Below are 23095 nucleotides of genomic sequence, written 5' to 3'. Positions count from 1 at the left end.
AAATGTCCGATTGTCAGACCTGACCCCGAATTTTTTTTCGCTGTATACTTGTGGATTAGTTTCAACTTTTCACGGTCCTGACATCATGACGAAAGAAGTATTCACCGAAGCCGACTGGCGCCGCCTGCTGGAGCACCTGGGCGAGGACCCGGACCGTCCGGGCCTGGTCGAAACCCCGCACCGCGTGCACAAGGCGTGGAAGCACTGGGTGTCCGGCTACGGCCAGGACCCGGCCGAAGTGCTGAAGGCGTTCGAGGACGGCGCCGAGCAGTACAACGAGCTGATCGTCGTGAAGAACATCCCGGTCTACAGCCATTGCGAGCACCACCTGGCGCCGTTCTTCGGCAAGGCCACCGTGGGCTACGTCCCGAACGGCAAGATCGTCGGCCTGTCCAAGCTGACCCGCCTGGTGGACGTGTTCTCCAAGCGCCTGCAGGTGCAGGAGCGCATGACCATGCAAATCGCCGAAGCGCTGATGACCGTGCTGGAGCCGAAGGCGGTGGGCGTGGTGGTCAAGTGCCGCCACCTGTGCATGGAGTCGCGCGGCATCCGCACCGCCGGCGAAGAGACGGTGACCTCCGCCATGCTGGGCGAGCTGCAGCCTAACCTGGCCATGCGCACCGAATTCCTGGCACTGGCACGCGAGTCGTAACACATGGCCGACGCGATCGAGTGGTTCGACGGCGGCTTTGATGCCGCCCTGGCGGCGGCGCGCGCGGCTGGCCGTCCGCTGTTCCTGTATTGGGGCGCGCTGTGGTGCCCGCCCTGCAACCGGGTCAAGTACGAGATTTTCGGCCGTGAAGAATTCCCCGCCAAACTGCAAAGCATGGTGGCGATCCAGCTCGATGGCGACAGCCCGAACGCGCAAGCCCTGGCGGCGCGCCTGAAGCTGCGCAGCTATCCGAGCATGGTGATGTACCGCCCGGACGGCAGCGAAATCACGCGCCTGCCGTGCGAGCTCGATGGCGAACTGTTTGGCGAAGCCCTGATGGCGGCGCGCTTCGCCGGCAACTCGGCGGGCGAATCGATGGCCGCCGCGCTGGACGGCACGCGCACGCTGGCGCCATCCGAATGGACGCTGCTCGCGAACTATTCCTGGGACACCGACGAAGGCGTGCTGCTGCAAGGGCGCGACCTGGGCGTGACCCTGGCCACCCTGGCGCAGCTGGCCGGCGCTGCCGTGGCGGGCGAGGCGCCAGCCGCCGCGCGCCAGGTGCAGGATGCGGCGACGCGCCTGCGCCTGCAGGCGTTGCTGGCGCAGGCCGGCCGCGTGGCCGACGCCAGCGCGCCGGAATTCCTGCTGGCCGTACTGGCCGATGCGCGCGTGGCGCGCGCCAATATGGACATCTTCGGCAATAGCGGCCACCAACTGGTGCGCGCCGCGCCGGCACGCCATGCCGAACTGGCGGCCGCCATGGCCAAGGCCGCGCATGTGTGGGCGGAAGACATGTGGCTGTCTGCGCCGGATCGCCTGACTGCCGTGCGCCTGCAAGTGCGCATGCTGCGCCTGGGCCATGCCGATGCCAGCCTGCCGCAACTGTTGCGCACGCGCACCGAGCAGGCGCTGGCGCTGGTGGACGACCCGTATGGCCGCCACACCCTGGTGAATACCGCGGTGAGCGCGCTGAACGACGCCGGCCTGCCGGCCGAAGCGGAAGCGCTGCTGCAGGCTGCGCTGGCCGCTTCGCACGCGCCCTACTACTTCATGTTGAGCCTTGCGTCCTCGGCCAAGCGGCGCGGCGATTTACCGGGTATGCTGAACTGGTATGAGCAGGCCTGGCGCGCCGCCGTTGGCCCGGCCACCCGCATCCAGTGGGGCGCGACCTACCTGCTGGCGCTGGTGGACACCACGCCGGCTGATGCAGCGCGCATCGAGGCTGCCGCTGCCGGCCTGGCGCAGGACTTCGCCGCCGCGCCGGACGCATTCGAGCAACGCAACCTGTCGCAAGCGCAAAAGCTGCTGGCCAAGCTGCCGCAGGGCCTGCCGCTGGCGGCAACCCTGAGGGAGAAGCTATGAGCGCCAGCTTTGTCAAACCAGCCAGGGTCATCGGCAAGACCGTGGTGCTGCGCGATGCGGCGGTGGACGATGCGGAATTCATCCTCGGCCTGCGCACCGACCCGGTGAAGGGCCGCTTTTTGTCCGCCACCGCCAACGACGTGGCGGCGCAGAAGGCCTGGCTGGCCAAGTATGCCGGCGACAATAGCCAGGTCTACTTCATCATCGAGGACAAGGACGGCGAGCGCTACGGCACCGTCAGGCTGTACGACCAGCAGGGCGATTCGTTCTGCTGGGGGTCGTGGATTTTGCGCGAAGGCCGCCCCAGCGGCTTCGCCTACGAGTCGGCGCTGATGGTGTACCGCTTTGCGCTGACGCTCGGCTTCACCCAATGCCACTTCGACGTCCGCAAGGGCAACGAGTCCGTGTGGCAGTTCCACGAACGCTTCGGCGCCGTGCGCTCGGGCGAGACCGAGCTCGATTACCTCTACACCATCTCGTTCGATGCCATCAACGCGGCGCTGGAAAAGTACAGCAAGCAGCTGCCGGGCATCGAAGTCATTCCTCGCAACTGATTCTCTTCACGGTCTCGAAATTGCGCGCATGGTCCAGCGTGACGTTGCATGCGCGCGTGCCCGGCGCCAACTTGCGCGCTAATATCGCATTCGTTCCTGTATAAGAACAGACCAGCCACGGCTCCTGCGAGGCAGCGAACTGATAGCGCAGCACCTTATGTTTGCCCGAGCGCAGCTTTCTGTCATATAACAAGATCGCCTGCTGGGACGGTGGACCGTCGCTGAACTGCGCGAAGTAGAATTTATGCGGCGCTTGCGAGTCGTGTGCGGTCCAGCCCTCGACTGTGGCGACTTTTTGCTCGATTTCGACCAGTGGCGGGCAGCTTACGACGCCGCCCGCGCCATCCGCCAGGCCGGCTGCAATCAATATCAAGGCATTCATTCGATCACCGAGTATGCATCGCCGTCATTGGATGCGCCCCCAGCCCCGTCGCGAAATGGGATATAACGTTTCGCTATCAGTCCGTCTTTGATGTGTCGATACTGCTCGATTACCCATATTCCATTGTTATCCTGGGAAAGGTACAGCGCTGCATGATTACCTGTTTGGCGATTGCCGTACTTACCTTTTGCAAAAGTAGCGATTGCGGTTCCTGCAGCCAAGCTGTTTTCGCCACGAACTCTTGTGCCTTCCTTCCAATGCAAGGTAGTTGGCGCTTTTGCATAATACTGAACCAATGCGACGCATTCATGAGGCCCCACCCATTTCTCACCTGCCAGCTTTGCGGCTTCCGAGTAGCGGTACGACATGATGACCTCCCGAATCAGGAATAGGGAAGTTCAGGGTAGTCGAGCCGTGGGGTGCACAGTTTGCGGCGGATCAAGTCAACTGAGTTTCAGGATCTCCGCCAGCCAGTCCACGAACACGCGCACGCGTGGCGACAGGTGGCGGTTGTGCGAGTAGATGATGGAGACCGGCAGCGGCGCCGGGCGCCATTGCGGCAGCACTTCCACCAGATCGCCCGTCGCCAGCAGCGGCTCGATGCCGGGGCGCGGGATTTGCGCCAGGCCGATGCCGGCCAGGCAGGCGCCAAGATAGGCTTCCGAACTTCCCACCGACAGGCGGCTGCGCATCGGCAAGGTGCGCACTTCGCCATCCACCACATACTCCCACGGCAAATCGCGCCCGGTCTGGCTGGAGAAGTAGTGGACCGCCCAGTGCTGGCGCAAGTCGTCCAGCGATTGCGGCGTGCCGTGCGCCGCCAGGTAGGCGGGCGAGGCGACGTTGACCTGCTCCATCGCGCCCAGCGGGCGCGCGATCAGGGTGGAGTCGCGCAGCACGCCGGCGCGCACGGCGCAGTCGATGCCTTCGCCCACCAGGTCGGCCATGCGGTCGTTGGCGCCGACGCGCACGTTGATCTCGGGGTAGCGTTCGAAGAAACCGGGCAGGGCGGGGATGACGCTCAGGCGCGCAATGCGCTCCGGCAGGTCGACGCGGATGGTGCCGGACGGTTTGCGGCCGCTGGCGAGGAAGAGGGCGTTGACGTCTTCCAGGTCGTTCAGCAGGGCGCGGCAGCGGTCAAGGTACAACTGGCCTTCCACCGTCAGGCTGACCTTGCGCGTGGTGCGCTGGAGCAGGCGCACGCCGAGCCGCTGTTCGATGGCTTGCACGGCGTTGGTGACTGTGGCGCGCGGCAGGTCGAGCTGTTCGGCGGCCTGGGTGAAGCTCTTGCTGTCGGCCACCGCCAGGAAGACCTGCATGGATTTGAGCTGGTCCATTGTTATAATTATTCGAATAAAGATGTAGTAAATTGTGCATTTATTGCGTGAATCGATAATAGCACAATGGTTCCTGTCGAAACCCTGATAGGAGTCATCAAATGGAACACCGCAAACTTGGCAGCACCGGCCCGCACACCTCCCAGCTTGGCCTGGGCCTGATGGGCATGTCCGACCTGTATGGCCCGGCCGACCGCGCCGAAAGCCTGGCCACCATCGCCGCCGCGCTGGACGCCGGCATCACCCTGCTCGACACCGGCGATTTCTACGGCATGGGCCACAATGAAATGCTGCTGGGCGAGGCCCTGCGCAGCGTGCCGCGCGACCAGGTGCAGCTGAGCGTGAAGTTCGGCGCCGTGCGCGATCCGGACGGCGGCTTTATCGGTTACGACGCGCGGCCGCAGTCGGTGGCCAACTTCGCGGCCTATTCGCTGCGCCGCCTGGGCACGGACTATATCGATATCTACCGCCCGTCGCGGGTGGACCCGGCGACCCCGATCGAGGATACCGTGGGCGCCATCGCGCAGCTGGTGCGCCAGGGCCATGTGCGGCATATCGGCCTGTCCGAGGTGAATGCCGAGACCCTGCGCCGGGCGCATGCCGTGCATCCGATCGCGGACGTGCAGATCGAGTACTCCATGATCTCGCGCGGCATCGAGGGCGGCTTGCTGCAGGCGGCGCGCGAGCTGGGCGTGGGGATCACGGCCTATGGCGTGCTGTCGCGCGGCCTGATCAGCGGGCACTGGAGCGCACAGCGCGCCGGGGAGCAGGACTTCCGTGGCCAGAATTCGCCGCGCTTCCAGGGCGAGAACCTGACGCACAACCTGGCCCTGGTGGAACGCATGCGCGAGGTGGCGCGCGCCAAGGGCATCAGCATGGCGCAACTGGCGATTGCCTGGGTGATGGCGCAGGGCACGGACATCGTGCCGCTGGTCGGCGCCCGCACCCGCCAGCGCTTGCAGGAGGCATTGGGCGCACAGGAGGCGATGCTGCTGCAAGCCGACCTGGCCGCGCTGGAGCTGATCGCGCCGCATGGCGCCGCAGCCGGTGGCCGCTACAACGACTACCAGCTGACGCACCTGGATAGCGAGCAGCCTGCCTAAGGCCGGCCGAACAGCTCGGCCAGTAAGTCGAGAAACGCCTGCACCTTGGCAGCCCGCTGCTGCCGCTGCTGGTACAGGGCGGTCAGCGTCGGCCCTGGCGCCTGGTGCGCGGCAAGCAGCGGCAGCAGCGCTCCGCTGCGCAGCTCCGCCTGCACGGATAGTGACAGGAACTGCCCGATGCCCGCGCCGGCTTTGCAGGCTTCGAGCAGGGAATCGACGTGGTCGAACGAGGCGCGCGCCGGCGGCGTGAAGGCAAGCCCGCCGGCGAACTGCCATTCGCGCAGGCGGCGCGCGCGCGGCAAGATGAAGTGCAGGCAGTCGAAGGAGGCCAGCTCCTGCGGGGTGGCGGGCACACCGTGGCGCTCGATGAAGGCCGGCGCCGCGCAGCAGATATAACTGGTGGGCAGCAAGGGCCGCGCAACCAGGCGCGCATCGCCGACGTCGCCCAGGCGCAGCAGCACGTCGTACCCCTCCTCCACCATATCCAGCATACGGTCGCTGGCGCTGGCCTGCAGCGTGATGCCGGGGTGCTGCGCCAGGAAGCGCGGCAGCGCCGGCGCCACATACAGGCGCGACACCAGGCCGGGCATGTTCACGCGCAGCACGCCGCGCGGCTGTTGCGCCGCGCCTTGCAGGCTGGCTTCCAGCTCCTCCATCTGGGCGAGCATGCGCTGCGCCTGCTCGTAGCATTCGCGGCCCTCGCCGGTCAGCGACATGCTGCGCGTGGTGCGGTTCAGCAGCTTGACGTGGAAATGGGTTTCCAGCGCGCTGACCTGGGCGGTGACGGAGGATGTGGACAGTCCCAGCTTTTCCGCAGCGCGCGAAAAGCCGCCGCACTCCACGACGGCGCAGAACACGCGCAAGGCATCCAGTTTATCCATGGGGCCATTATCCACAATTCCGGGATTCTGTTTGCATGCCGGCCCCGTTTATCCGCGCGGTGGCCGCGCCTACACTGGCAACTATCCAACAGACGGGAGTTACCATGAAAGCCATGATCCTTCATGCGGCGGGAGAGCCGCTCACCCTCGGCGAGTTGCCGCAACCCGTGGCCGGGCCGGGACAGGTCCTGGTGCGTATCCATGCCAGCGGGGTCAATCCGCTTGACCTGAAGATCGCGGCGGGCAGCGCCGGGCATGCGCGCATGCCGCTGCCGGCGGTGCTGGGCATCGATATGGCGGGGCAGGTGGAAGCTGTCGGCCCCGGTGTAAGCGGCTTTGCGCCCGGCGACCGGGTGTTTGGCATGACCGGCGGCGTAGGTGGCGTACAGGGTTCGCTGGCCGAGTATGCAGCGGTGGACGCCGATTTGCTGGCGCATGCGCCCCGGACAATGAGCCTGCGCGAGGCCGCAGTCCTGCCGCTGGTCTTCATCACGGCGTGGGAAGGTTTGGTGGACCGCGCCCGTATCGAGCCGGGGCAATCGGTGCTGGTGCAGGGCGGGGCGGGCGGGGTCGGGCGGGCGGCGTTGCAACTGGCGTTGGCGCGCGGCGCGCGCGTGTCGGCGACCGGCCGGGCCGCACAGCGCGAGCAGATCGAACAGCTCGGGGCGCGCTTCGTCGAACAGGCCGAGGGCGGGGACTTTGATATCGTGTACGACACGCTCGGCGGGGCCGTGCTGGATGCCTCATTCAAGGCGGTGCGTCAATACGGCGGGCACGTGGTGAGCTGCCTGGGTTGGGGCAATCACGGGCTGGCGCCGCTGTCGTTCCGTGCCGCGACCTATTCCGGGGTTTTCACCCTGCTCCCGCTGCTGACCGGCCACGGGCGCGCGGCGCACGGCGCGATCCTGCGCGAGGCGACGCGCCTGGCGGATGCGGGCCAGCTGTCGGTGCGGCTTGACCCGCAGCACTTCGCCCTGGCGGACGCGAATGCGGCCCATGCCCATCTGGCGGCGGGCAAGGCGGCAGGAAAAGTGGTGATTGACCTGGTGTGAGGCCGGGCGGGGTTACTGGCCTGGCGGCGGGGCTGCCGTGGCGTCGCCAGCGGCAGCGGGCGGTTCGGCCGCCTGTCCCGCTGCTGGCGCTGTTGCTCCGGCCGGCGCTGCCTCCGCATCGAAGCGCAGCTTCTCCTTTTTGCTGCCGATGGCAAACGTACCCAGCTTGTCGCCGCTGGCGACGGTATTGCCGCCTTCCGCGACCAGCGAGCAGCCCTGCGTCTCCACCTGCCAGACATACTTCCCGGCGCGCAGGCTCCAGACGTTGTCGCCGCTGGCGAACAGCTCGAAGTCCAGGTCCTCCAGCGGCATTTCCCCCAGGGGGATCGCGCGCTGGCAGTCCGGCAGGCGCGCCGCCATCAGCGTGTACTGCGCATCCTCCTTCCAGAAGAACTCCTGCTGCCGGCGCACGGTCAGCGTATGCTCGCGCGTCGGATCGGCGTAGAAGGTTGCGGAATCATTAACGCAGCCAGCCAGCAGGAGGACCGGTGCCACAGTCAGGAGCTTACGCATGGGCGGTAGACAGTAATTGGTTTGCAAACGATTATAGCCCTCGCGCACGATTGCCGCGAAACATACATGGCCGGGCGGCTGGGATACACTGGGGCTTCCGATGATGAATCGACAAGTTGCCATGCCGCCCAGCTCGACGATCGACGACCGCGCATTCCGCCGCATCCTGACCCGTAACGTGAAAATACCGCTGTTGGGCGGTGTCGCCGCGTCGGCGATTGTGGTCGCCCTTTTCGGCTACCTGATCAACACCTGGAGCGCCGCCGAATCGACTGGGCGCGCCATTGGCACGGTGCAGGAACTGCGGCACCTGGCGGTGGATATGGAAAGCGGCATGCGCGGTTTCCTGCTGACGGGCGACGACGCCTTCCTGGCGCCTTATCTGGCCGCGCGCTCACGCTTTGACAGCACCACCGGCGCGCTGTCCGAACTGGTGGCGGACCAGCCGCAGCAAGCCGAGCGCCTGCGCCAGATCCGCGCCCAGCATGCCGAATGGCTGCGCGCCGCCGACCAGATGATCGCGGCGCGGCGCCAGGGCGGCGATTACATGGCCATGGTGCGGCGCGGCGCCGGAAAAATCCCCTTTGATGAACTGCGCGAACAGTTCCGCACCTTCATTGCGCAGCAGGAAGAACTGCGCGCCCAGCGCTCCGACGCGGCGCGCGCCACCGCCTTCTGGACCATCGCCATCTTCCTCGCCGTGGGCCTGAGCGCCAGCGCCTTGCTGGCGTGGTTCGGGCGGCGCGACCTGCTGCGCCTGGCCGATACCTACCGCGACGCGCTGCAGGAACAGCACACCCACGCCCACCAGCTGCAGCACCAGGCCTGGCTGCGCGCCGGCCAGGGCCAACTGGCGGAGCAGGGCATCGGGCAGATGGCGCTGCCGCTGCTGTCCACCACCCTGCTGGAATTCCTGGCCAATTACCTGCAGGTGGCAGTGGCCACTTTTTATGTCGTGCAGCCGGATCGCTCGCTGGAACGCGTTGCCGCTTACGGCTTGTCGGCGCAGGCCGAAGCAGCCGGGCGCCACCTGCAGGCCGGGGAAGGCCTGGTGGGCCAGGCGGCGCGTGCGCGGCGCGCGCTGCACCTGTCGCAACTGCCAGAAGGGTATATCAAGGTCGCCTCGTCGCTGGGTGAAGGCGTGCCGCAGCAGCTGGTGCTGTTGCCGGTGCATAGCGACGGCCTTGTGAACGGCGTGCTGGAGCTGGGCTTCCTGCGCGAGGTCGGGCGGCGCGAACTGGATTTCCTGGAGCTGGTGGCGGGCAATATCGGCAGCGCCATCGAGGCCACGCTGGCGCGCCAGCGCCTGACCGAAGCGCTGGCCGAAACCCAGTCGCTGAACGAGGAACTGCAGGTGCAGCAGGAGGAGCTGCGCACCGCCAACGAGGAACTGGAAGAACAATCGCGCGTGCTGGAGCGCTCGCAGGCCAGCCTGGAAACGCAAAAGGTGGAGCTGGAGCAGAGCAATGCGAAACTGGCGGCGCAAGCGGCGCTGCTGGACCAGCGCAATGCCGCGCTGGCCGCCGCCCGCATGGAGATGGAGGCGCGCGCCTACGACCTGGAGCGGGCCAGCGAATACAAATCGCAATTCCTGGCCAATATGTCGCACGAGCTGCGCACGCCGCTGAACAGCTCCCTGATCCTGGCGCGCCTGCTGGCCGAAAACGCGCAGGGCAACCTGAACGAGGAACAGGTACGCTTTGCCCAGACCATCCACACCGCCGGCAACGACTTGCTGACCCTGATCAACGATATCCTCGATATCTCGAAGGTGGAGGCGGGCAAGCTGGAACTGGCGCCGGAGGATGTGCCGCTGGCCGGCGTGGTCGACAACCTGGCCGACATCTTCCAGCCGCTGGCGCAGGAAAAGCAGCTCGACTTCGTGATCGACCTGGTGCCCGGCTTGCCGCCCACCGTGTACACCGATCGCCAGCGCCTGGAGCAGATCCTCAAGAACCTGCTGTCGAACGCGATCAAGTTCACCGACCGGGGCAAAGTGATCCTGCGCGTGTCGCCGGGCGACGCCGGCCAGCTGCGCTTTGCGGTGATCGACACCGGCGTCGGCGTGCGCGAAGAGCAGCACGACGCCATCTTCGAAGCGTTCCAGCAGGCCGACGGCACGGCCAGCCGCCGCTTTGGCGGCACCGGCCTGGGCTTGTCGATTTCGCGCGACCTGGCGCGGCTGCTGGGCGGTGAGATCGAATTGGCCAGCATTGCCGGCCAGGGCAGCACGTTCACCCTGTCGCTGCCGACGCAGTGGGCGATCGCGGCGCGCCCCGCAAGCAGCCCCGCGCCGCAGGCCGCCGCCGTGGAAACGCGCAGCACGCCCGTCCCCGAGCCCGCAGCGCCCGCGCAGCGTTTCACCGACGACCGCGACATGCCGCCGCCGCCCGAGCGCGTGGTGCTGGTGATTGAAGACGACCCCGCCTTCGCCCACATCCTGTACGACCTGGCGCACGAAGCCGGCTACCGCGCCCTGGTGGCGCTGACGGCGGAAGAGGGCCTGCAGCTGGCCGCCGAACGCCAGCCGCAAGCCGTGCTGCTCGACATCCGCCTGCCCGACCGCTCCGGCCTGTCCGTGCTGCAGCTGATGAAAGACAACCCGCAAACGCGCCACATACCGGTGCACGTGATCAGCGCCTCCGACAGCGGCGAAGCGGCGCTGCATATGGGCGCCATCGGCTACGTGCGCAAGCCCGCCCAGCGCGAAGACCTGCTCTCCGTGTTCGAGCGCCTGGAGCGCCGCTTCACGCAAAAGATCAAGCACATCCTGCTGGTCGAAGACGACGCCAGGCAGCGCGAAAGCATGGTGGCGCTGATTGAAGACGAGGACATCGCCATTACCGCCGTTGCCAGCGGTGCCGAAGCGCTGCGGCAGCTGCACGCCACCGTCTTCGACTGCATGATCATGGACCTGAAGCTGCCCGACATGCAGGGCAGCGAACTGCTGCAGCACATGTCGCAGCAGGAGATCGCCGGCTTCCCGCCCGTGATTGTCTATACTGGACGCAGCATGACGCGCGCCGAGGAAGCCGAGCTGTCCAAATACTCGCGCTCCATCATCATCAAAGGCGCGCGCTCGCCCGAGCGCCTGCTGGACGAAGTCACCCTGTTCCTGCACAAGGTGGAGTCCCAGCTCTCCAGCGAGCGGCAAACCATGCTGAAGGCCGTGCGCAGCCGCGACAAGGTGTTTGAAGGGCGGCGCATCCTGCTGGTGGACGACGACGTGCGCAACATCTTCGCCCTGACCAGCGCCCTTGAACAGAAAGGCGCCGCTGTGGAAATCGCCCGCAACGGCCTGGAAGCGCTGGAGAAGCTCGACGCCGTGCCCGACATCGACCTGGTACTGATGGACATCATGATGCCCGGCATGGACGGCCTGGAAGCCACGCGCCGCCTGCGCGCCGACCCGCGCTTTGTGCGCCTGCCGGTCATCGCCATCACCGCCAAGGCGATGAAGGACGACCAGGAGCAATGCCTGGCCGCCGGCGCCAACGACTACCTGGCCAAGCCGATCGACCTGTCGCGCCTGTACTCGCTGCTGCGGGTATGGATGCCCGCCATGGACACTGTGTGATGAGCGACGGCGCCCCTCTCAGCAGCGTTGAAATCGAGCTGCGCATGCTGATGGAAGCCATCTTCCTCAAGTACAGCTACGACTTCCGCGACTACACCGGCGCCTCGCAAAAGCGCCGCGTGCTGCACGCCATGAGCGAAATGGGCTGCAGCACCGTGTCGCAGCTGCAATCGCGCGTGCTGCACGAGCCGCAAGCTTTCAGCCAGCTGCTGCAATACATCACCATCCCCGTCACCGAGATGTTCCGCGACCCCGGCTACTACACTGCCCTGCGCGAACACGTGGTGCCGGTGCTGAGCACCTATCCCTCGCTGAAAATCTGGGTCGCCGGCTGCAGCACCGGCGAAGAAGTCTATTCGCTCGCCATCCTGCTCAAGGAAGAAGGGCTGCTGGAACGCAGCATCATCTACGCCACCGACATCAACCCCGAATCGCTGGAAAAGGCGCGCAAGGGCGTGTTCCCGCTGGAGAGCATGCGCACCTACACCGCCAACTACCAGGCCGCCGGCGGCAAGCACGCTTTCTCCGACTACTACACCGCCGCCTACAACGCCGCCCTGTTCGACCGCACGCTGTGCGAGAACGTGACTTTTGCCGACCATAGCCTGGCGACCGACGCCGTGTTCGCCGAAACCCAGTTCATCAGCTGCCGCAATGTGATGATCTACTTTAACAAGCGGCTGCAGGAGCGGGCGCTCGGCCTGTTCCATGAATCGCTGTGCCACCGCGGCTTCCTGGGCCTGGGCGGCAAGGAGAGCATCGACTTCTCCAGCTACGGCCCGCGTTTTGAAACCCTCGCCAAGCGCGAGCGCGTGTTCAGGAAAAGATGATGGACGGCCTGCCATCGCTCGACCAGGCCGTGCACGGCCGCGCCACGCAAGCGGTGCTGATCGGCGCGTCCGCCGGCGGCGTGAATGCGCTGCTGCAACTGCTGCCCGCCCTGCCGCGCGGCTACCGCTTACCGATAGTGGTCGTGCTGCATGTAAGAAGTGGTCGCCCCAACCAGCTGGTCGAAGTATTCCAGCAGCGCGTCGCTCTGCCGGTGCGCGAAGCGGGCGACAAGGATGACATCAATGCAGGTACTCTCTACTTTGCACCAGCCGGCTACCACCTGCTGATCGAAAACGACCGCAGCTTTTCGCTCAGTTGCGACGCACCGCTGCACTTCGCCCGCCCCGCCATCGACGTCACCATGGAGACAGCGGCCGAAGCCTACGGCGCGCGCCTGGCGGGGATCCTGCTCACGGGCGCCAACGAAGACGGCGCCGCAGGCATGGCCACGATCGGCAGGGCAGGCGGCCTGACCGTCGTGCAAGACCCGCAGGAGGCCAACGTCGGCGTGATGCCGGCCGAAGCGATCCGCGCGCGCCAGCCCGACCTCGTACTGCCGCTGGAACAGATCAAGCAACTGCTGCTAATGCTGGAGAAGCACTGATGGAGACCACCAATGTCCTGCTGGTTGACGACCTGCCGGAGAACCTGCGCGCACTGAGCGCGCTGGTGCGCGCCGACGACCGCGTAATCTACCAGGCGCGCAACGGCGACGAAGCGCTGGCCCTGCTGCTGGAACGCGAATTCGCGCTTGCCATTATCGACGTGCAGATGCCAGGCCTGGACGGCTTCCAGCTGGCGGAGCTGATGCGCGGCACCGGCAAGACGCGCCACATCCCGATCGTGTTCGTGAGCGCTGCCGGCAAGGAGTTGAACTACGCCTTCAAAGGCTACGAAGCAGGGGCGGTCGACTTCCTGCACAAACCGCTCGACGCCGACGCGGTCAAGAGCAAGGTCAACGTGTTTGTCGGCCTGTACAAGCAACAACAGGAGGTGCGCCAGATCGTAGCGCAGCGCGACGCCACGGTGCGCGAGCTGGACGCCGTGCGGCAAGAGCTGGAATATGCGCTGAAGGTGCGCGACCAGTTCATGTCCATGGTGGCGCACGAGTTGCGCACGCCGCTCAACACCCTCTATCTGGAAGCGCAGATGCGCAAGCTGCAGCTCGAGCGCGGCAATATGGACCACTTCGCGCCGGCCCAGCTGGAACGCATGGTGGCGCGCGACATGCGGCAGATCCACGCCATGGTACGCCTGATTGACGACATGCTGGACGTATCGCGCATCCGCAGCGGCAAGCTCTCGATCCGCCCGGGCCGGGTCCACCTGGAAGCGCTGCTGCAGCGCGTGGTGGGCGACCTGTCGCACCAGGCCAGCGACATGCACGGCGAGTTACGGCTCACGATTGTGCAGCCGGTGGCAGGCTGCTGGGACGAATTCCGCGTTGAGCAAGTGATCGTCAACCTGATCACCAACGCCTTGCGCTACGGCGGCGGCAAGCCGGTAGAAGTGCGCCTGCACGCCGACAGCGCAAACGCCCGGATCGACGTAATCGACCAGGGCGACGGCATTCCCGAGGATGTGCTGCCCAAGATCTTCGAACCCTTCGAGCGCGGCCAGGCCGACAAGGTCCCCGCCGGCCTCGGGCTCGGCCTCTACATCTCGCGCCAGTTAGCCGAAGCCCACAACGGCACCCTGACCGTCCGCAGCAAGCCCCACGAAGGCAGCACCTTCACCTTCACCCTTCCCCGCGAGCAAGAATTGTCCACTTTGGGGTCAGGAAGAAAAGTGGACATTTCCCAGGAAAATGTCCACTTTTCTTCCTGACCCCAAATCGGACATTAGAAGCGGTAGCCTACGCCTACGCCGAGCAGGACCGGGTCAACTTTGACCTTGGAGGCTTTGGCGCCGGCGATCAGGACGTCGCTGCGGATCTGCACTTTTTTGATGTCCAGGTTGAGCGACCAGTTCTTGTCCAGCTTGTAGTCCACGCCAGCTTGCAGGGCCAGGCCGAAGCTGTCGTGCTCCAGGCTGCCTGCACCGTCCAGGATCTTGTTCTTGGAGAAGGTGGTCCAGTTCACACCCACGCCAACGTACGGGCTGAATTGCGAGGATGGGCTGAAGTGGTACTGCGCCAGCAGGGTCGGCGGCAGGTGCTTGAAGGTACCGATGGTCTTGCCATCCAGGTACACATCATGCTTCTGCGGGTAGGTCAGTACCAGCTCGGCCGAGATGTTCGGGGTCACGAAATAGGTGATATCCACTTCCGGAATCGTCTTGTCGCTGACGCCAATGCGGTCGGATGCGCCGGTGCCGCCTACTGGGTCGGACTTGTCCGCCGGGTTGATGTGCACGGCGCGTGCGCGCACTTGCCATGGATTGTCGACCGCCATTGCATTCAGTGCCAGGCCACCCAGGATAACTGCCAGAATCGCTTTCTTCATTTCACTACCTCTTTCATGTGGTCATCGATATTCGATAGGTAGAAGTCTATTGACGCGACGCAGCAAAATCTTTGACCTAGGTCAAAATTGGCTGAACGAACATTAGTTAATAAAACGGGAGTAAGATCACGCGAACTTACTTCCCACCCATTTCCCCCGGAGGCAGGAATGAAACTGAACGTCAATGGCCAGGTCCGCGATTTCGAGGCCGAGGAAGATACCCCGCTGCTGTGGGTGATCCGCGAGCAGCTAGGGCTGACCGGCACCAAATACGGCTGCGGCGTGGCGCAATGCGGCGCCTGTACCGTGCACATTGACGGCGAACCGACGCGCAGCTGCGTGCGTCCGGTCTCCACCGTGACGGCCGAGCAGAAGATCGTCACCATCGAAGGCTTGAGCAAGGATGGCAGCCATGCGGTGCAGAAGGCCTGGGCCGCGCTCGATGTGCCGCAGTGCGGCTTTTGCCAATCCGGCATGATCATGGCCGCCGCCGCGCTGCTGAAGCAAAAGAAAAAGCCGACCGACGCCGACATCGACGCCGCCATGACCAATATCTGCCGCTGCGGCACCTATAACCGCGTGCGCAAGGCGATCCACGTGATCGCCAGGGGCGGCAACACCAAGCTGGCCGGCCTGGATATCGTGGAAGGGAGCAAAGCATGAACGCCCCGGCCTCGACCTCGCGCCGCAGCTTCCTGGGCCGTTCGCTGGGCGCCACCGCCGGCCTGATGTTCGGCTTCCATATCCCGTTCGCGGAGGCGCAACAGGCGCCCGCCGCCGATGCGCCGGAGATCAACGCCTGGGTGGTGGTGAAGCCGGACGACACCATCGTGGTGCGCATTGCCCGCTCCGAAATGGGCCAGGGCACCCTGACCGGCCTGGCGCAGCTGGTGGTGGAAGAGCTGGATGGCGACTGGAGCAAGGTCACCACCGAATACCCGTCCCCCGGCCGCCAGCTGGCGCGCAACCGCGTGTGGGGTAGCTTCTCCACCGGCGGCAGCCGTGGCGTGCGCGAATCGCACGACTATGTGCGCAAGGGCGGCGCCGCCGCGCGCATGATGCTGGTGCAGGCCGCCGCCGCGCAGTGGGGCGTGCCCGCCGCCGAATGCACGGTGGCGAAAAGCGTGATCACCCACACGCCAAGCGGCCGCACGCTGACCTTTGGTAAAGTCGCCGACGCCGCAGGCAAGCTGCAGGCGCCCGCCGCCGCCGACATCAAACTGAAAGACCCGAAGGACTGGAAGCTGGCCGGCAAGCGCCTGGCGCGCCTGGACACGGTGGACAAGACCACCGGCAAGCAAATCTACGGCATGGACTTGAAGCTGCCTGGCATGCTGAACGCCGCGATCAAGGACTGCCCCGTCTTCGGCGGCAAGGTAAAGAGCTTTGACGCGGCAGCCATCGCCAACAAGCCGGGCGTGAAGAAGGTGGTGCAGGTGGGCGACAGCGCCGTGGCCGTGGTGGCCGACACCTGGTGGCGCGCCCGCACCGCGCTCGATGCGCTGCCGATCGAATGGGACAAGGGCCCCAACGCCGGCATGAACAGCAAGGACACCGCCGCCTGGATCAAGGCCGGCCTCGACGCCGACGATGCCGCAGTCGGCAACAAAAACGGCGACGCCAGGTCTGCCCTGGCCAGCGCCCACCGCAAGATCGAAGCCGTTTATAGCTACCCGCACCAGAACCACGCCACGATGGAGGTGATGAACGCCACCGCCGTCTGGACGCCGGACCGTTGCGAAGTGTGGACGCCGACCCAGAACGGCGAAGCCGCCCTGGCCGCCACCAGCGAAGCCGCCGGCCTGCCGCAAGCCAAATGCGACGTGACCAAGCTGCACCTGGGCGGCGGCTTTGGCCGGCGCGGGGCCACGCACGACTGGGTGACCCAGGTGGTGAAGATCGCCAAGGAGATGCCCGGCATACCGGTCAAACTGATCTGGACGCGCGAAGAGGACATGCAGCACGGCCGCTACCACCCCATCACCCAGTGCAAGCTGACGGCCGGCCTGGACGCGAAAGGGGAGGTCACTGCGCTGCACATGCGCATTGCCGGCCAATCGATTTTGGCCGCGCTGTTCCCGCAAAACGTGAAAGACGGCAAAGACCCCGCAGTCTTCCAGGGCCTGAACCCGCCCGGCCCGGAAGCCTCGATCGGCTACACCTTCCCCAACCTGCTGATCGACCACGCCATGCGCAACCCGGCGGTGCCGCCCGGCTTCTGGCGCGGCGTGAACCTGAACCAGAACGCGATCTACCTCGAGTGCTTCCTCGACGAGATCGCCCACGCCACCAAACAAGACCCGCTGGCCCTGCGCCGCAAGCTGATGAAGGACAGCCCCAAGCACCTCGCCGTGCTGAACGCCGTGGCCGAAAAGGCCGGCTGGGGCAAGCCGTTGAAGAAGGGCGTCTATCGCGGCATCGCCCAGACCATGGGCTTTGGCAGCTACGTCGCCGCCGTGGCCGAGGTCTCGGTGAATAAAGAAGGCAAGTTGAAGATCCACCGCATCGTCGCCGCCACCGACCCCGGCTACGCCGTGAACCCGCAGCAGATCGAAGCGCAGGTGGAAGGCAGCTTCGTCTACGGCCTGAGCGCCGCGCTATATGGCGAGATCACGGTGAAGGACGGCGCCGCCGAGCAAACCAACTTCGACACCTACCAGGTGATGAAGATGGACGAAATGCCGAAAGTCGAAACGCATATCGTCTCCAGCGGCGGCTTCTGGGGCGGCGTAGGCGAACCCACCATCGCCGTCGCAGCCCCCGCCGTACTCAACGCCATCTTCGCCGCCACCGGCAAGCGCATCCGCGACCTCCCGCTAAAGAACCACAGCCTGAAGAAAGCGTAAGGAAATGGCACCCGGCGGCAGCAGAACAGACAGGGTCCGGCCCAAGGGCCGTACCCTGGTTCCCCTGTTCCTGCTAGCCGCAACCATAACAGCGACCGCCCAAGCCGCCCCCGGCGACGCACAGCGCGGCCGGGAAATAGTCGCCAACCGCCAGCTCGGCCTCTGCCTCCTCTGCCATAGCGCCCCCATCCCGGAAGAACGCTTCCAAGGCAACCTCGCCCCCGACCTGGCCGGCGCCGGCAGCCGCTGGACAGAAGAGCAGCTACGCCAGCGCATAAAAGACAGCAGCACCCTGAACCCCGACACCATCATGCCCGCGTACCACAAGACAGAAGGCCTGACCCGCGTCGCGCCCGCCCAGCGCGGCAAGCCGATCCTGAGCGAGCAGCAAATAGAAGACGTTGTCGCCTACTTGGCCACCCTGCGCGAGGCCGCCAAATGATCACGCGCCGCCGCCTGCTCGCAGCGCTGCCGCTACTGGCGATTATCCGCCCCGCGCAAGCCACGCCGGAAGAAATGGCCCAGGCAATCGCCGCCTACACGCAAAACGCCAAGCCGCAAAAAGCCCGCGTGGAAATCGACATCGCCAAACTGATCGATAACGGCAATGCAGTCCCCATCACCGTGCGCGTGGCAAGCCCCATGACCGAGCAAGACCACGTCACCGACTTCGCCATCTTCAACGAAAAGAACCCCCTGCCCGACGTCGTCCGCTTCCAGCTGACAGCCGCCAGCGGCAAAGCCGAGATCAGCACCCGCATCCGCCTCGCCACCAGCCAACACATCACCGCCCTCGCACGCACCAGCGACGGCCAATGGTGGCAGCAATCGATCGACGTGATCGTCACCCTGGCCGCCTGCATAGAAGGGGAGGCGATCTGACATGGCCACCGCCCTGATCCACATGCCCGCGAGCGCCAGGGCCGGCGAAATCATCGAGATACGCGCCCTGATCGCCCACCCCATGGAAACCGGCTACCGCCCCGGCAGCGACGGCAAGCCCATCGCCCGCGACATCATCCGCCGCTTTGAATGCAAGTACAACGGCAAGCTGGTGATCGCCGCCGACCTGCACCCCGCCATCAGCGCCAACCCATACCTCGCCTTCCACCTCAAAGCGACAACAGGCGGCGCATTAGAGTTCACCTGGAGCGGCGACAACGCCTTCACCCAAACAGAACGCAAGCAGCTAACGGTGCAACCATGACGCGAATACTTGCGCTGCTCCTAACGCTCGTGTTCACCACCAGCTGCCGCACAGACGGGGGCCGACCCTTCGCGTCGTACCCCGGTTTACCGGGTTTAAAATCCGGCACAGAGTACATGAGCCCCGCCACCCAAGCCATGCAGCGCGAGGACACGCAAAATCCCGCCATGCTCTGGATAGCCAACGGCCAACAGCTATGGCACACCGCACCGAAAGACAGCAACGGCAAATCCTGCGCCGCCTGCCACAGCGACGCCAAAGAAAGCATGCGCAGCAAAGCCGCCGGCTTCCCGCGCTTCTCCGCGCCCGCCGGAAAAGTCATCACCCTCAGCCAGCAAATCAACCAATGCCGCAGCAACGCCCAGCAAGCCGCCGCGCTGCCGCAAGAATCCGCCGAGCTGCTCGCACTGGAAGCCTACGTCGCCTTGCAAAGCCGAGGCCTGCCCGTGTCACCGTCACGCGACCCCCAGACCCGCCAAGCCGCCGCCCGAGGCCAAAAGCTCTTCACCACCCGCATCGGCCAGCTCAACCTGAGCTGCGCCCAATGCCACGACAACAACGCCGGCAAACGCCTGGCCGGCGCACTGATCCCGCAAGGCCACGCCAACGCCTACCCCATCTACCGCCTTGAATGGCAAGGCGTCGGCAGCCTGCAACGCCGCCTGCGCAACTGCATGAGCGGAGTAAGAGCCGAAGTTCCCCCCTACGGCGCGCCCGACCTGGTAGACCTTGAAGCCTACCTCGCCCAACGCGCCCAAGGCATGCCAATGGAAACGCCAGGAGTCCGCCCATGAAGATACCCGCCGCCGCCCTGTCCATCGCATTGAGCGCCGCCGCGCTGAGTCCAGCCCAAGCCGCAGAAAGCATCCCGGCCGGCGCCCGCCTGGCCGCCAGCTGCACCGGCTGCCACGGCACCAACGGCGCCACCCAAGGCAATGCCCTGCCGCCGCTGGCAGGGCAGCCGAAAGAGCAGCTCCTGGCCGCCCTGAAAGACTTCAAGACAGGCAAGCGCCCCGCCACGATCATGACCCAGCTCACCAAGGGCTACACCGACGAACAACTGGAAGCCCTGGCAAGCTACTTCGCCGCCCAACGCAAAGGAGACGCCAAATGAAGCGCCGCGACTTCCTGCAAGCCAGCGCCGTGCTGGTAGCCACCACCGGCTGCGCCACCATTGCCACCCAGGCCCGGCCCCACGTCGTGGTCGTCGGCGGCGGCTACGGCGGCGCAACGGCGGCCAAATACATCCGCATGTGGAGCCACGGCAGCATCGACGTCACCCTGATCGAACCCAACGCCAAGTTCGTCAGCTGCCCCCTCTCCAACCTCGTGCTGGGCGGCTCGCGCCAGCTGAACGACCTGACCCGCAGCTACGACAATCTAAAGCGCCGGCACGGCGTGAAGATCCTGCACGACAGTGCTTCCAGCATCGACCCTGAAAAGCGCACGATCAAGCTGTTAAGCGGCGAAGTGCTCGGATACGACCGCCTGATCCTCAGTCCCGGCATTGAATTCCTGTGGAACGAAGTGTCCGGCATGGACGTCGCCGGCGCCCAGGACAAGATCCTCCACGCATGGAAAGCCGGGCCGCAAACCACAGCCCTGCGCGCCCAGCTCGAAGCCATGCACGACGGCGGCGTCTTCGCCATGACGATCCCACTCGCACCCTACCGCTGCCCGCCCGGCCCATACGAACGCGCCTGCCAGGTTGCCCACTACTTCAGCCAACACAAGCCGAAATCCAAAGTCCTCCTGCTCGACGCCAACGAAGACGTTGTCAGCAAAGGCCCCCTGTTCAAGAAGGTATGGAAAGAGCGCTACCCCGGCATCATTGAATACCGCCCCAGCTACCGCACCACCGCAGTGGAAGTCGCCACGCGCACCGCCATCTCCGAGTTGGGCGACAAGGTAAGGGCCGACGTGCTGAACGTCGTTCCCCCGCACCGTGCCGGCGCCATCGCCGCGCAAACCGGCCTGGCCAACATGAACAAACGCTGGTGCGAAGTCGACTTCATCACATTCGAATCCACGCAAGCCAGGAACATCCACGTGATAGGCGACGCCATACAGGGTTCCCCGCTGATGCCAAAATCCGGCCACATGGCCAACCAGCACGGCAAGGTCTGCGCCGCCGCGGTGGTCGACCTGCTGGCCGGCCGCACACCCGAACAGATACCCCTGCTCACCAACACCTGTTACAGCTACGTCAGCGACAAAGACGTGATCCACGTCGCCAGCGTGCACGTCTACAACACCGACAAGAAGACGCTGCTCGTCGTCCCCGGCAGCGGCGGCGTCAGCCCCGCCCCCACCGAGCTCGAAGGCCACTACGCCAACAGCTGGGCCCACAACATCTGGTCCGACATGCTCACCTAAAAATGTCCACCCTGGGGTCAGGAAGAAAAGTGGACATTTTCCATAAGGCAGCCAGCACCACCTTTGTGCTAACGCAAATGCTGCTGTGCTCGTAAGTGCCACCATTGGTCGGGCTAGCCCTGACTAATGGTGACACCATGCGTAACCCCCGACCCAGCGCGCAAGCCCGACCAAACCTCTGGCATGTCTCCGCCCTTTCATGGGGCACATGCAATCTGCTGCTCTCGCTGTTTGCCATGCCGATCTCGTTCAACCCGCTCGGCCTGCGCTTGCAGCTTTGCCTGTTGCTCGCGCATTTCGCCGGCGTGTTGTACCTTTGGCGGCTTGCCTCCCGGCGCGGCAACCCCGAACGCTTGCTGGACACTGCGCTGGTCACCATGGTCTTCATCTTCCTTGTCCCGCTTTGCATGCTGGTCGCTCCCGCGATCGTCCTGGCGGCATACGCACTACCGTCGCCCGCATGGAAGACAGTGGCAATGCTCATGATGATCGCAGGAGGCGTGCTCGCCCTGATCCGCATCTGGAGCATTGCGAGCGACAAGGACACAGGCCGCCGCTTCGAAACTTTTCTCGCTGACGAATTGAAAGAGAACGTCATCACCACCCATTCCATCAATACCCTGTTGACGCACGTTGGCCGCCACCCGGTCGGTCCCACCCGCATCGACGGCTGGTCAATGGCCGCCGCCATCATCGCCGGCGCGCCGATCCTGCTCGCCAACGTCAGCTACGACAAATCCAGCTCCAGCCTCGCGTTTTGCGCGCTGATCACCACACCGATGGCGGCGCACACCATCTCCCGCCTGGTGGTACACGCCTACCTGTGGATCTATCGCCTGGCCCGATTCGAGCGCGAGGTCGGCATAAAAATCGTCGTCAACGTTCGCCAATGACTATGGAAAAACTACTGCAGCACTACGCGCAAGAGCTGGGCCGCCTGCGCGCAGCTGATCTAACGGTAGACTTCCCACGGCCATTCCATGAAGCCATCGCCACCGGGCCGGCGCTGAACGATCTCGCGCGATTGCTGGTCGTTGATCGCGTCGACCAGCATGCGGTAGTGCGCAACCTGCTCCTTCGGGTGCGGCAAATCGGTATCGATTGAGCGCTGCTCGCGGCAAGCCATCAAGCGCGCCCGCTCCTCCAGCACCTTCGAATGGTTGAAGATCCAGTAAAGGAAGCGCTGTTCCAGCAAACCATCCTCCCACAGGTCCGAGTAAGAGTTGAGATATAGCTCGGCCAGCGGCGGCATTTCATTGGCCCAGAAATGCATGACCGCATAGGGATTTGGCTTGTGGCCGTTAAAGATCATCTCCGCGATATAAGGGTTGATCGCGATGCCGCGCCGGAACGCGGTGGCCGCCTCGACATAGCGTTCTTCACGCACGCAGCAAAGGCCAAGCTCGTAGTAATAGGGCGCGTATTCCGTCCCATGATCGGCAAACCACGCCTGCGCCTTTTCCATTTCACCGGAACGCAACAAGACATGGCCCATGATGAAGCGCACGCCGCAGCTATCGTCCGGGTCGGCCCGCTGGATCAAGCCGCACCATTCGACGGCCTTCTCAAACTTTTTGCTGGCGATGTGGCACAGCAGTATGGTCTTCAACAGGTCCAGGTAAGGGCGGTTGCCATCGTGATGCCATGGGATCGCACCGGTGAAATCATCCGGAAACATGTAGTGGACTGAGCCCAGTCCGCGCACCGCAGTGGCCAGGGCCTTCTCATGCTTCCCCTTCGCGAAATAGATGGTTGCGAGGACGTGGTAGGGCCGCAGCAGCGGCGGAAAATCGCGCATCATGTTCTCGCAGATGGAGACCATGCGCTTTTGGGGTATGCGCCCGTCCTTGAAGGCCTCTAACAGAAGTTCAAACCTGTCCGCCGTTTCCTGAGATCCGGGAGCGTTAAAGACGAAGGCACCGGATTTGTCCTCAAAGACCTTGAATTCCATGACGGCTCCCTTTGAAAGAGTGTG

25 protein-coding genes are annotated in these 23095 nt (G+C 65.0%); 18 read left to right on the top strand and 7 right to left on the bottom strand.

Annotated features, from left to right (window positions below):
* The first annotated feature begins 85 nt into the window (after nt 1-85).
* Genes folE through GTP41_RS19465 form a run of 3 tightly spaced genes read left to right on the top strand, consistent with a single transcriptional unit; the run spans nt 86 to nt 2571 of the window.
* Nucleotides 86-652, top strand: coding sequence for a GTP cyclohydrolase I FolE (folE, locus tag GTP41_RS19475; protein ID WP_161027240.1), 567 nt, complete (start codon nt 86-88; stop codon nt 650-652).
* 3 nt (nt 653-655) lie between these two features.
* The gene (locus GTP41_RS19470; RefSeq protein WP_161027239.1) at nt 656-2017 is read left to right on the top strand and encodes a thioredoxin family protein; all 1362 of its coding nucleotides are present in this window, start codon (nt 656-658) and stop codon (nt 2015-2017) included.
* Complete coding sequence (locus tag GTP41_RS19465) at nt 2014-2571, top strand: GNAT family N-acetyltransferase (RefSeq protein ID WP_161027238.1); 558 nt, start codon at nt 2014-2016, stop codon at nt 2569-2571. The genes GTP41_RS19470 and GTP41_RS19465 overlap by 4 nt, the downstream gene beginning before the upstream one ends.
* Here GTP41_RS19465 and GTP41_RS19460 read toward each other — a convergent pair.
* From GTP41_RS19460 to GTP41_RS19450, 3 genes are all read right to left on the bottom strand, one after another.
* Nucleotides 2555-2953 carry an STY0301 family protein gene (locus GTP41_RS19460; protein WP_161027237.1) on the bottom strand — a complete coding sequence of 133 codons (399 nt, stop codon included), beginning with the start codon at nt 2951-2953 and terminating at the stop codon, nt 2555-2557. The two genes, GTP41_RS19465 and GTP41_RS19460, sit on opposite strands and share 17 nt — an antisense overlap.
* Nucleotides 2950-3321 carry a BPSL0067 family protein gene (locus tag GTP41_RS19455; RefSeq protein WP_161027236.1) on the bottom strand — a complete coding sequence of 124 codons (372 nt, stop codon included), beginning with the start codon at nt 3319-3321 and terminating at the stop codon, nt 2950-2952. Before GTP41_RS19455 ends, GTP41_RS19460 begins: the two co-directional genes overlap by 4 nt.
* A 75-nt stretch (nt 3322-3396) precedes the next feature.
* The gene (locus GTP41_RS19450) at nt 3397-4290 is read right to left on the bottom strand and encodes a LysR family transcriptional regulator (RefSeq protein ID WP_161027235.1); all 894 of its coding nucleotides are present in this window, start codon (nt 4288-4290) and stop codon (nt 3397-3399) included.
* A 101-nt stretch (nt 4291-4391) separates the two neighbouring features.
* Here GTP41_RS19450 and GTP41_RS19445 point away from each other — a divergent pair, with 101 nt between their 5' ends.
* Complete coding sequence (locus GTP41_RS19445; RefSeq protein ID WP_161027234.1) at nt 4392-5393, top strand: aldo/keto reductase; 1002 nt, start codon at nt 4392-4394, stop codon at nt 5391-5393.
* Here the strand turns inward: GTP41_RS19445 and GTP41_RS19440 are convergent.
* Nucleotides 5390-6274 carry a LysR family transcriptional regulator gene (locus GTP41_RS19440; protein ID WP_161027233.1) on the bottom strand — a complete coding sequence of 295 codons (885 nt, stop codon included), beginning with the start codon at nt 6272-6274 and terminating at the stop codon, nt 5390-5392. The two genes, GTP41_RS19445 and GTP41_RS19440, sit on opposite strands and share 4 nt — an antisense overlap.
* A gap of 104 nt (nt 6275-6378) precedes the next feature.
* Between GTP41_RS19440 and GTP41_RS19435 the strand changes: the two genes are divergently transcribed.
* Nucleotides 6379-7326 (top strand): zinc-dependent alcohol dehydrogenase family protein, encoded by a 948-nt coding sequence (locus GTP41_RS19435; RefSeq protein ID WP_229502972.1) that lies wholly within the window; start codon nt 6379-6381, stop codon nt 7324-7326.
* A gap of 12 nt (nt 7327-7338) precedes the next feature.
* On the opposite strand, the gene GTP41_RS19430 is transcribed toward GTP41_RS19435, so the two are convergent.
* Nucleotides 7339-7839, bottom strand: coding sequence for a hypothetical protein (locus GTP41_RS19430; protein WP_202419807.1), 501 nt, complete (start codon nt 7837-7839; stop codon nt 7339-7341).
* Between the two features lie 100 nt (nt 7840-7939).
* Here GTP41_RS19430 and GTP41_RS19425 point away from each other — a divergent pair, with 100 nt between their 5' ends.
* The 4 genes from GTP41_RS19425 to GTP41_RS19410 are packed head-to-tail and all read left to right on the top strand — an operon-like array spanning nt 7940 to nt 14074.
* Nucleotides 7940-11416, top strand: coding sequence for a response regulator (locus tag GTP41_RS19425; RefSeq protein ID WP_308700868.1), 3477 nt, complete (start codon nt 7940-7942; stop codon nt 11414-11416).
* Nucleotides 11416-12246 (top strand): CheR family methyltransferase, encoded by an 831-nt coding sequence (locus tag GTP41_RS19420; RefSeq protein ID WP_161027231.1) that lies wholly within the window; start codon nt 11416-11418, stop codon nt 12244-12246. Before GTP41_RS19425 ends, GTP41_RS19420 begins: the two co-directional genes overlap by 1 nt.
* The gene (locus tag GTP41_RS19415; protein ID WP_161027230.1) at nt 12243-12851 is read left to right on the top strand and encodes a chemotaxis protein CheB; all 609 of its coding nucleotides are present in this window, start codon (nt 12243-12245) and stop codon (nt 12849-12851) included. The genes GTP41_RS19420 and GTP41_RS19415 overlap by 4 nt, the downstream gene beginning before the upstream one ends.
* On the top strand, nt 12851-14074 hold the full coding sequence (locus tag GTP41_RS19410) for a hybrid sensor histidine kinase/response regulator (protein ID WP_161027229.1): 1224 nt from the start codon (nt 12851-12853) through the stop codon (nt 14072-14074). The genes GTP41_RS19415 and GTP41_RS19410 overlap by 1 nt, the downstream gene beginning before the upstream one ends.
* A gap of 14 nt (nt 14075-14088) precedes the next feature.
* Here the strand turns inward: GTP41_RS19410 and GTP41_RS19405 are convergent, their stop codons facing one another.
* Nucleotides 14089-14691 (bottom strand): OmpW/AlkL family protein, encoded by a 603-nt coding sequence (locus GTP41_RS19405; RefSeq protein ID WP_161027228.1) that lies wholly within the window; start codon nt 14689-14691, stop codon nt 14089-14091.
* Nucleotides 14692-14859: 168 nt separating this feature from the next.
* On the opposite strand from GTP41_RS19405, the gene GTP41_RS19400 reads away from it, so the two are divergent.
* The 9 genes from GTP41_RS19400 to GTP41_RS19360 all read left to right on the top strand — a co-directional run bounded on the left by GTP41_RS19400 (nt 14860) and on the right by GTP41_RS19360 (nt 22013).
* The gene (locus GTP41_RS19400) at nt 14860-15354 is read left to right on the top strand and encodes a (2Fe-2S)-binding protein (RefSeq protein ID WP_161027227.1); all 495 of its coding nucleotides are present in this window, start codon (nt 14860-14862) and stop codon (nt 15352-15354) included.
* Nucleotides 15351-17537 carry a xanthine dehydrogenase family protein molybdopterin-binding subunit gene (locus tag GTP41_RS19395; protein WP_161027226.1) on the top strand — a complete coding sequence of 729 codons (2187 nt, stop codon included), beginning with the start codon at nt 15351-15353 and terminating at the stop codon, nt 17535-17537. Before GTP41_RS19400 ends, GTP41_RS19395 begins: the two co-directional genes overlap by 4 nt.
* Nucleotides 17538-17541: 4 nt before the next feature.
* Nucleotides 17542-17979: a sulfur oxidation c-type cytochrome SoxX gene (gene soxX, locus GTP41_RS19390; protein WP_161027225.1), complete on the top strand. Its 438-nt coding sequence runs from the start codon at nt 17542-17544 to the stop codon at nt 17977-17979.
* Nucleotides 17976-18419 carry a SoxY-related AACIE arm protein gene (locus GTP41_RS19385; protein WP_161027224.1) on the top strand — a complete coding sequence of 148 codons (444 nt, stop codon included), beginning with the start codon at nt 17976-17978 and terminating at the stop codon, nt 18417-18419. Before soxX ends, GTP41_RS19385 begins: the two co-directional genes overlap by 4 nt.
* A 1-nt stretch (nt 18420) precedes the next feature.
* A complete protein-coding gene (soxZ, locus tag GTP41_RS19380) occupies nt 18421-18744 on the top strand; it encodes a thiosulfate oxidation carrier complex protein SoxZ (protein ID WP_161027223.1) in 324 nt (107 codons plus the stop codon).
* Between the two features lie 116 nt (nt 18745-18860).
* Entirely contained in the window at nt 18861-19538 is a 678-nt protein-coding gene (gene soxA, locus GTP41_RS19375) for a sulfur oxidation c-type cytochrome SoxA (RefSeq protein ID WP_161027222.1), read from the top strand.
* Nucleotides 19535-19858, top strand: a complete 324-nt coding sequence (locus GTP41_RS19370) for a c-type cytochrome (protein WP_161027221.1) — start codon at nt 19535-19537, stop codon at nt 19856-19858. The genes soxA and GTP41_RS19370 overlap by 4 nt, the downstream gene beginning before the upstream one ends.
* Nucleotides 19855-21120 carry an NAD(P)/FAD-dependent oxidoreductase gene (locus GTP41_RS19365; RefSeq protein ID WP_161027220.1) on the top strand — a complete coding sequence of 422 codons (1266 nt, stop codon included), beginning with the start codon at nt 19855-19857 and terminating at the stop codon, nt 21118-21120. Before GTP41_RS19370 ends, GTP41_RS19365 begins: the two co-directional genes overlap by 4 nt.
* A 137-nt stretch (nt 21121-21257) precedes the next feature.
* A complete protein-coding gene (locus GTP41_RS19360) occupies nt 21258-22013 on the top strand; it encodes a hypothetical protein (protein WP_161027219.1) in 756 nt (251 codons plus the stop codon).
* A 59-nt stretch (nt 22014-22072) separates the two neighbouring features.
* Here GTP41_RS19360 and GTP41_RS19355 read toward each other — a convergent pair whose 3' ends face one another.
* Nucleotides 22073-23071, bottom strand: coding sequence for a tetratricopeptide repeat protein (locus GTP41_RS19355; protein WP_161027218.1), 999 nt, complete (start codon nt 23069-23071; stop codon nt 22073-22075).
* Nucleotides 23072-23095: the final 24 nt, after the last annotated feature.

The sequence above is a fragment of the Pseudoduganella guangdongensis genome (assembly GCF_009857475.1).
GTDB classification, from domain to species: Bacteria; Pseudomonadota; Gammaproteobacteria; order Burkholderiales; family Burkholderiaceae_D; genus Rugamonas; species Rugamonas guangdongensis.
This window is presented reverse-complemented; position numbering and strand designations above follow the sequence as displayed.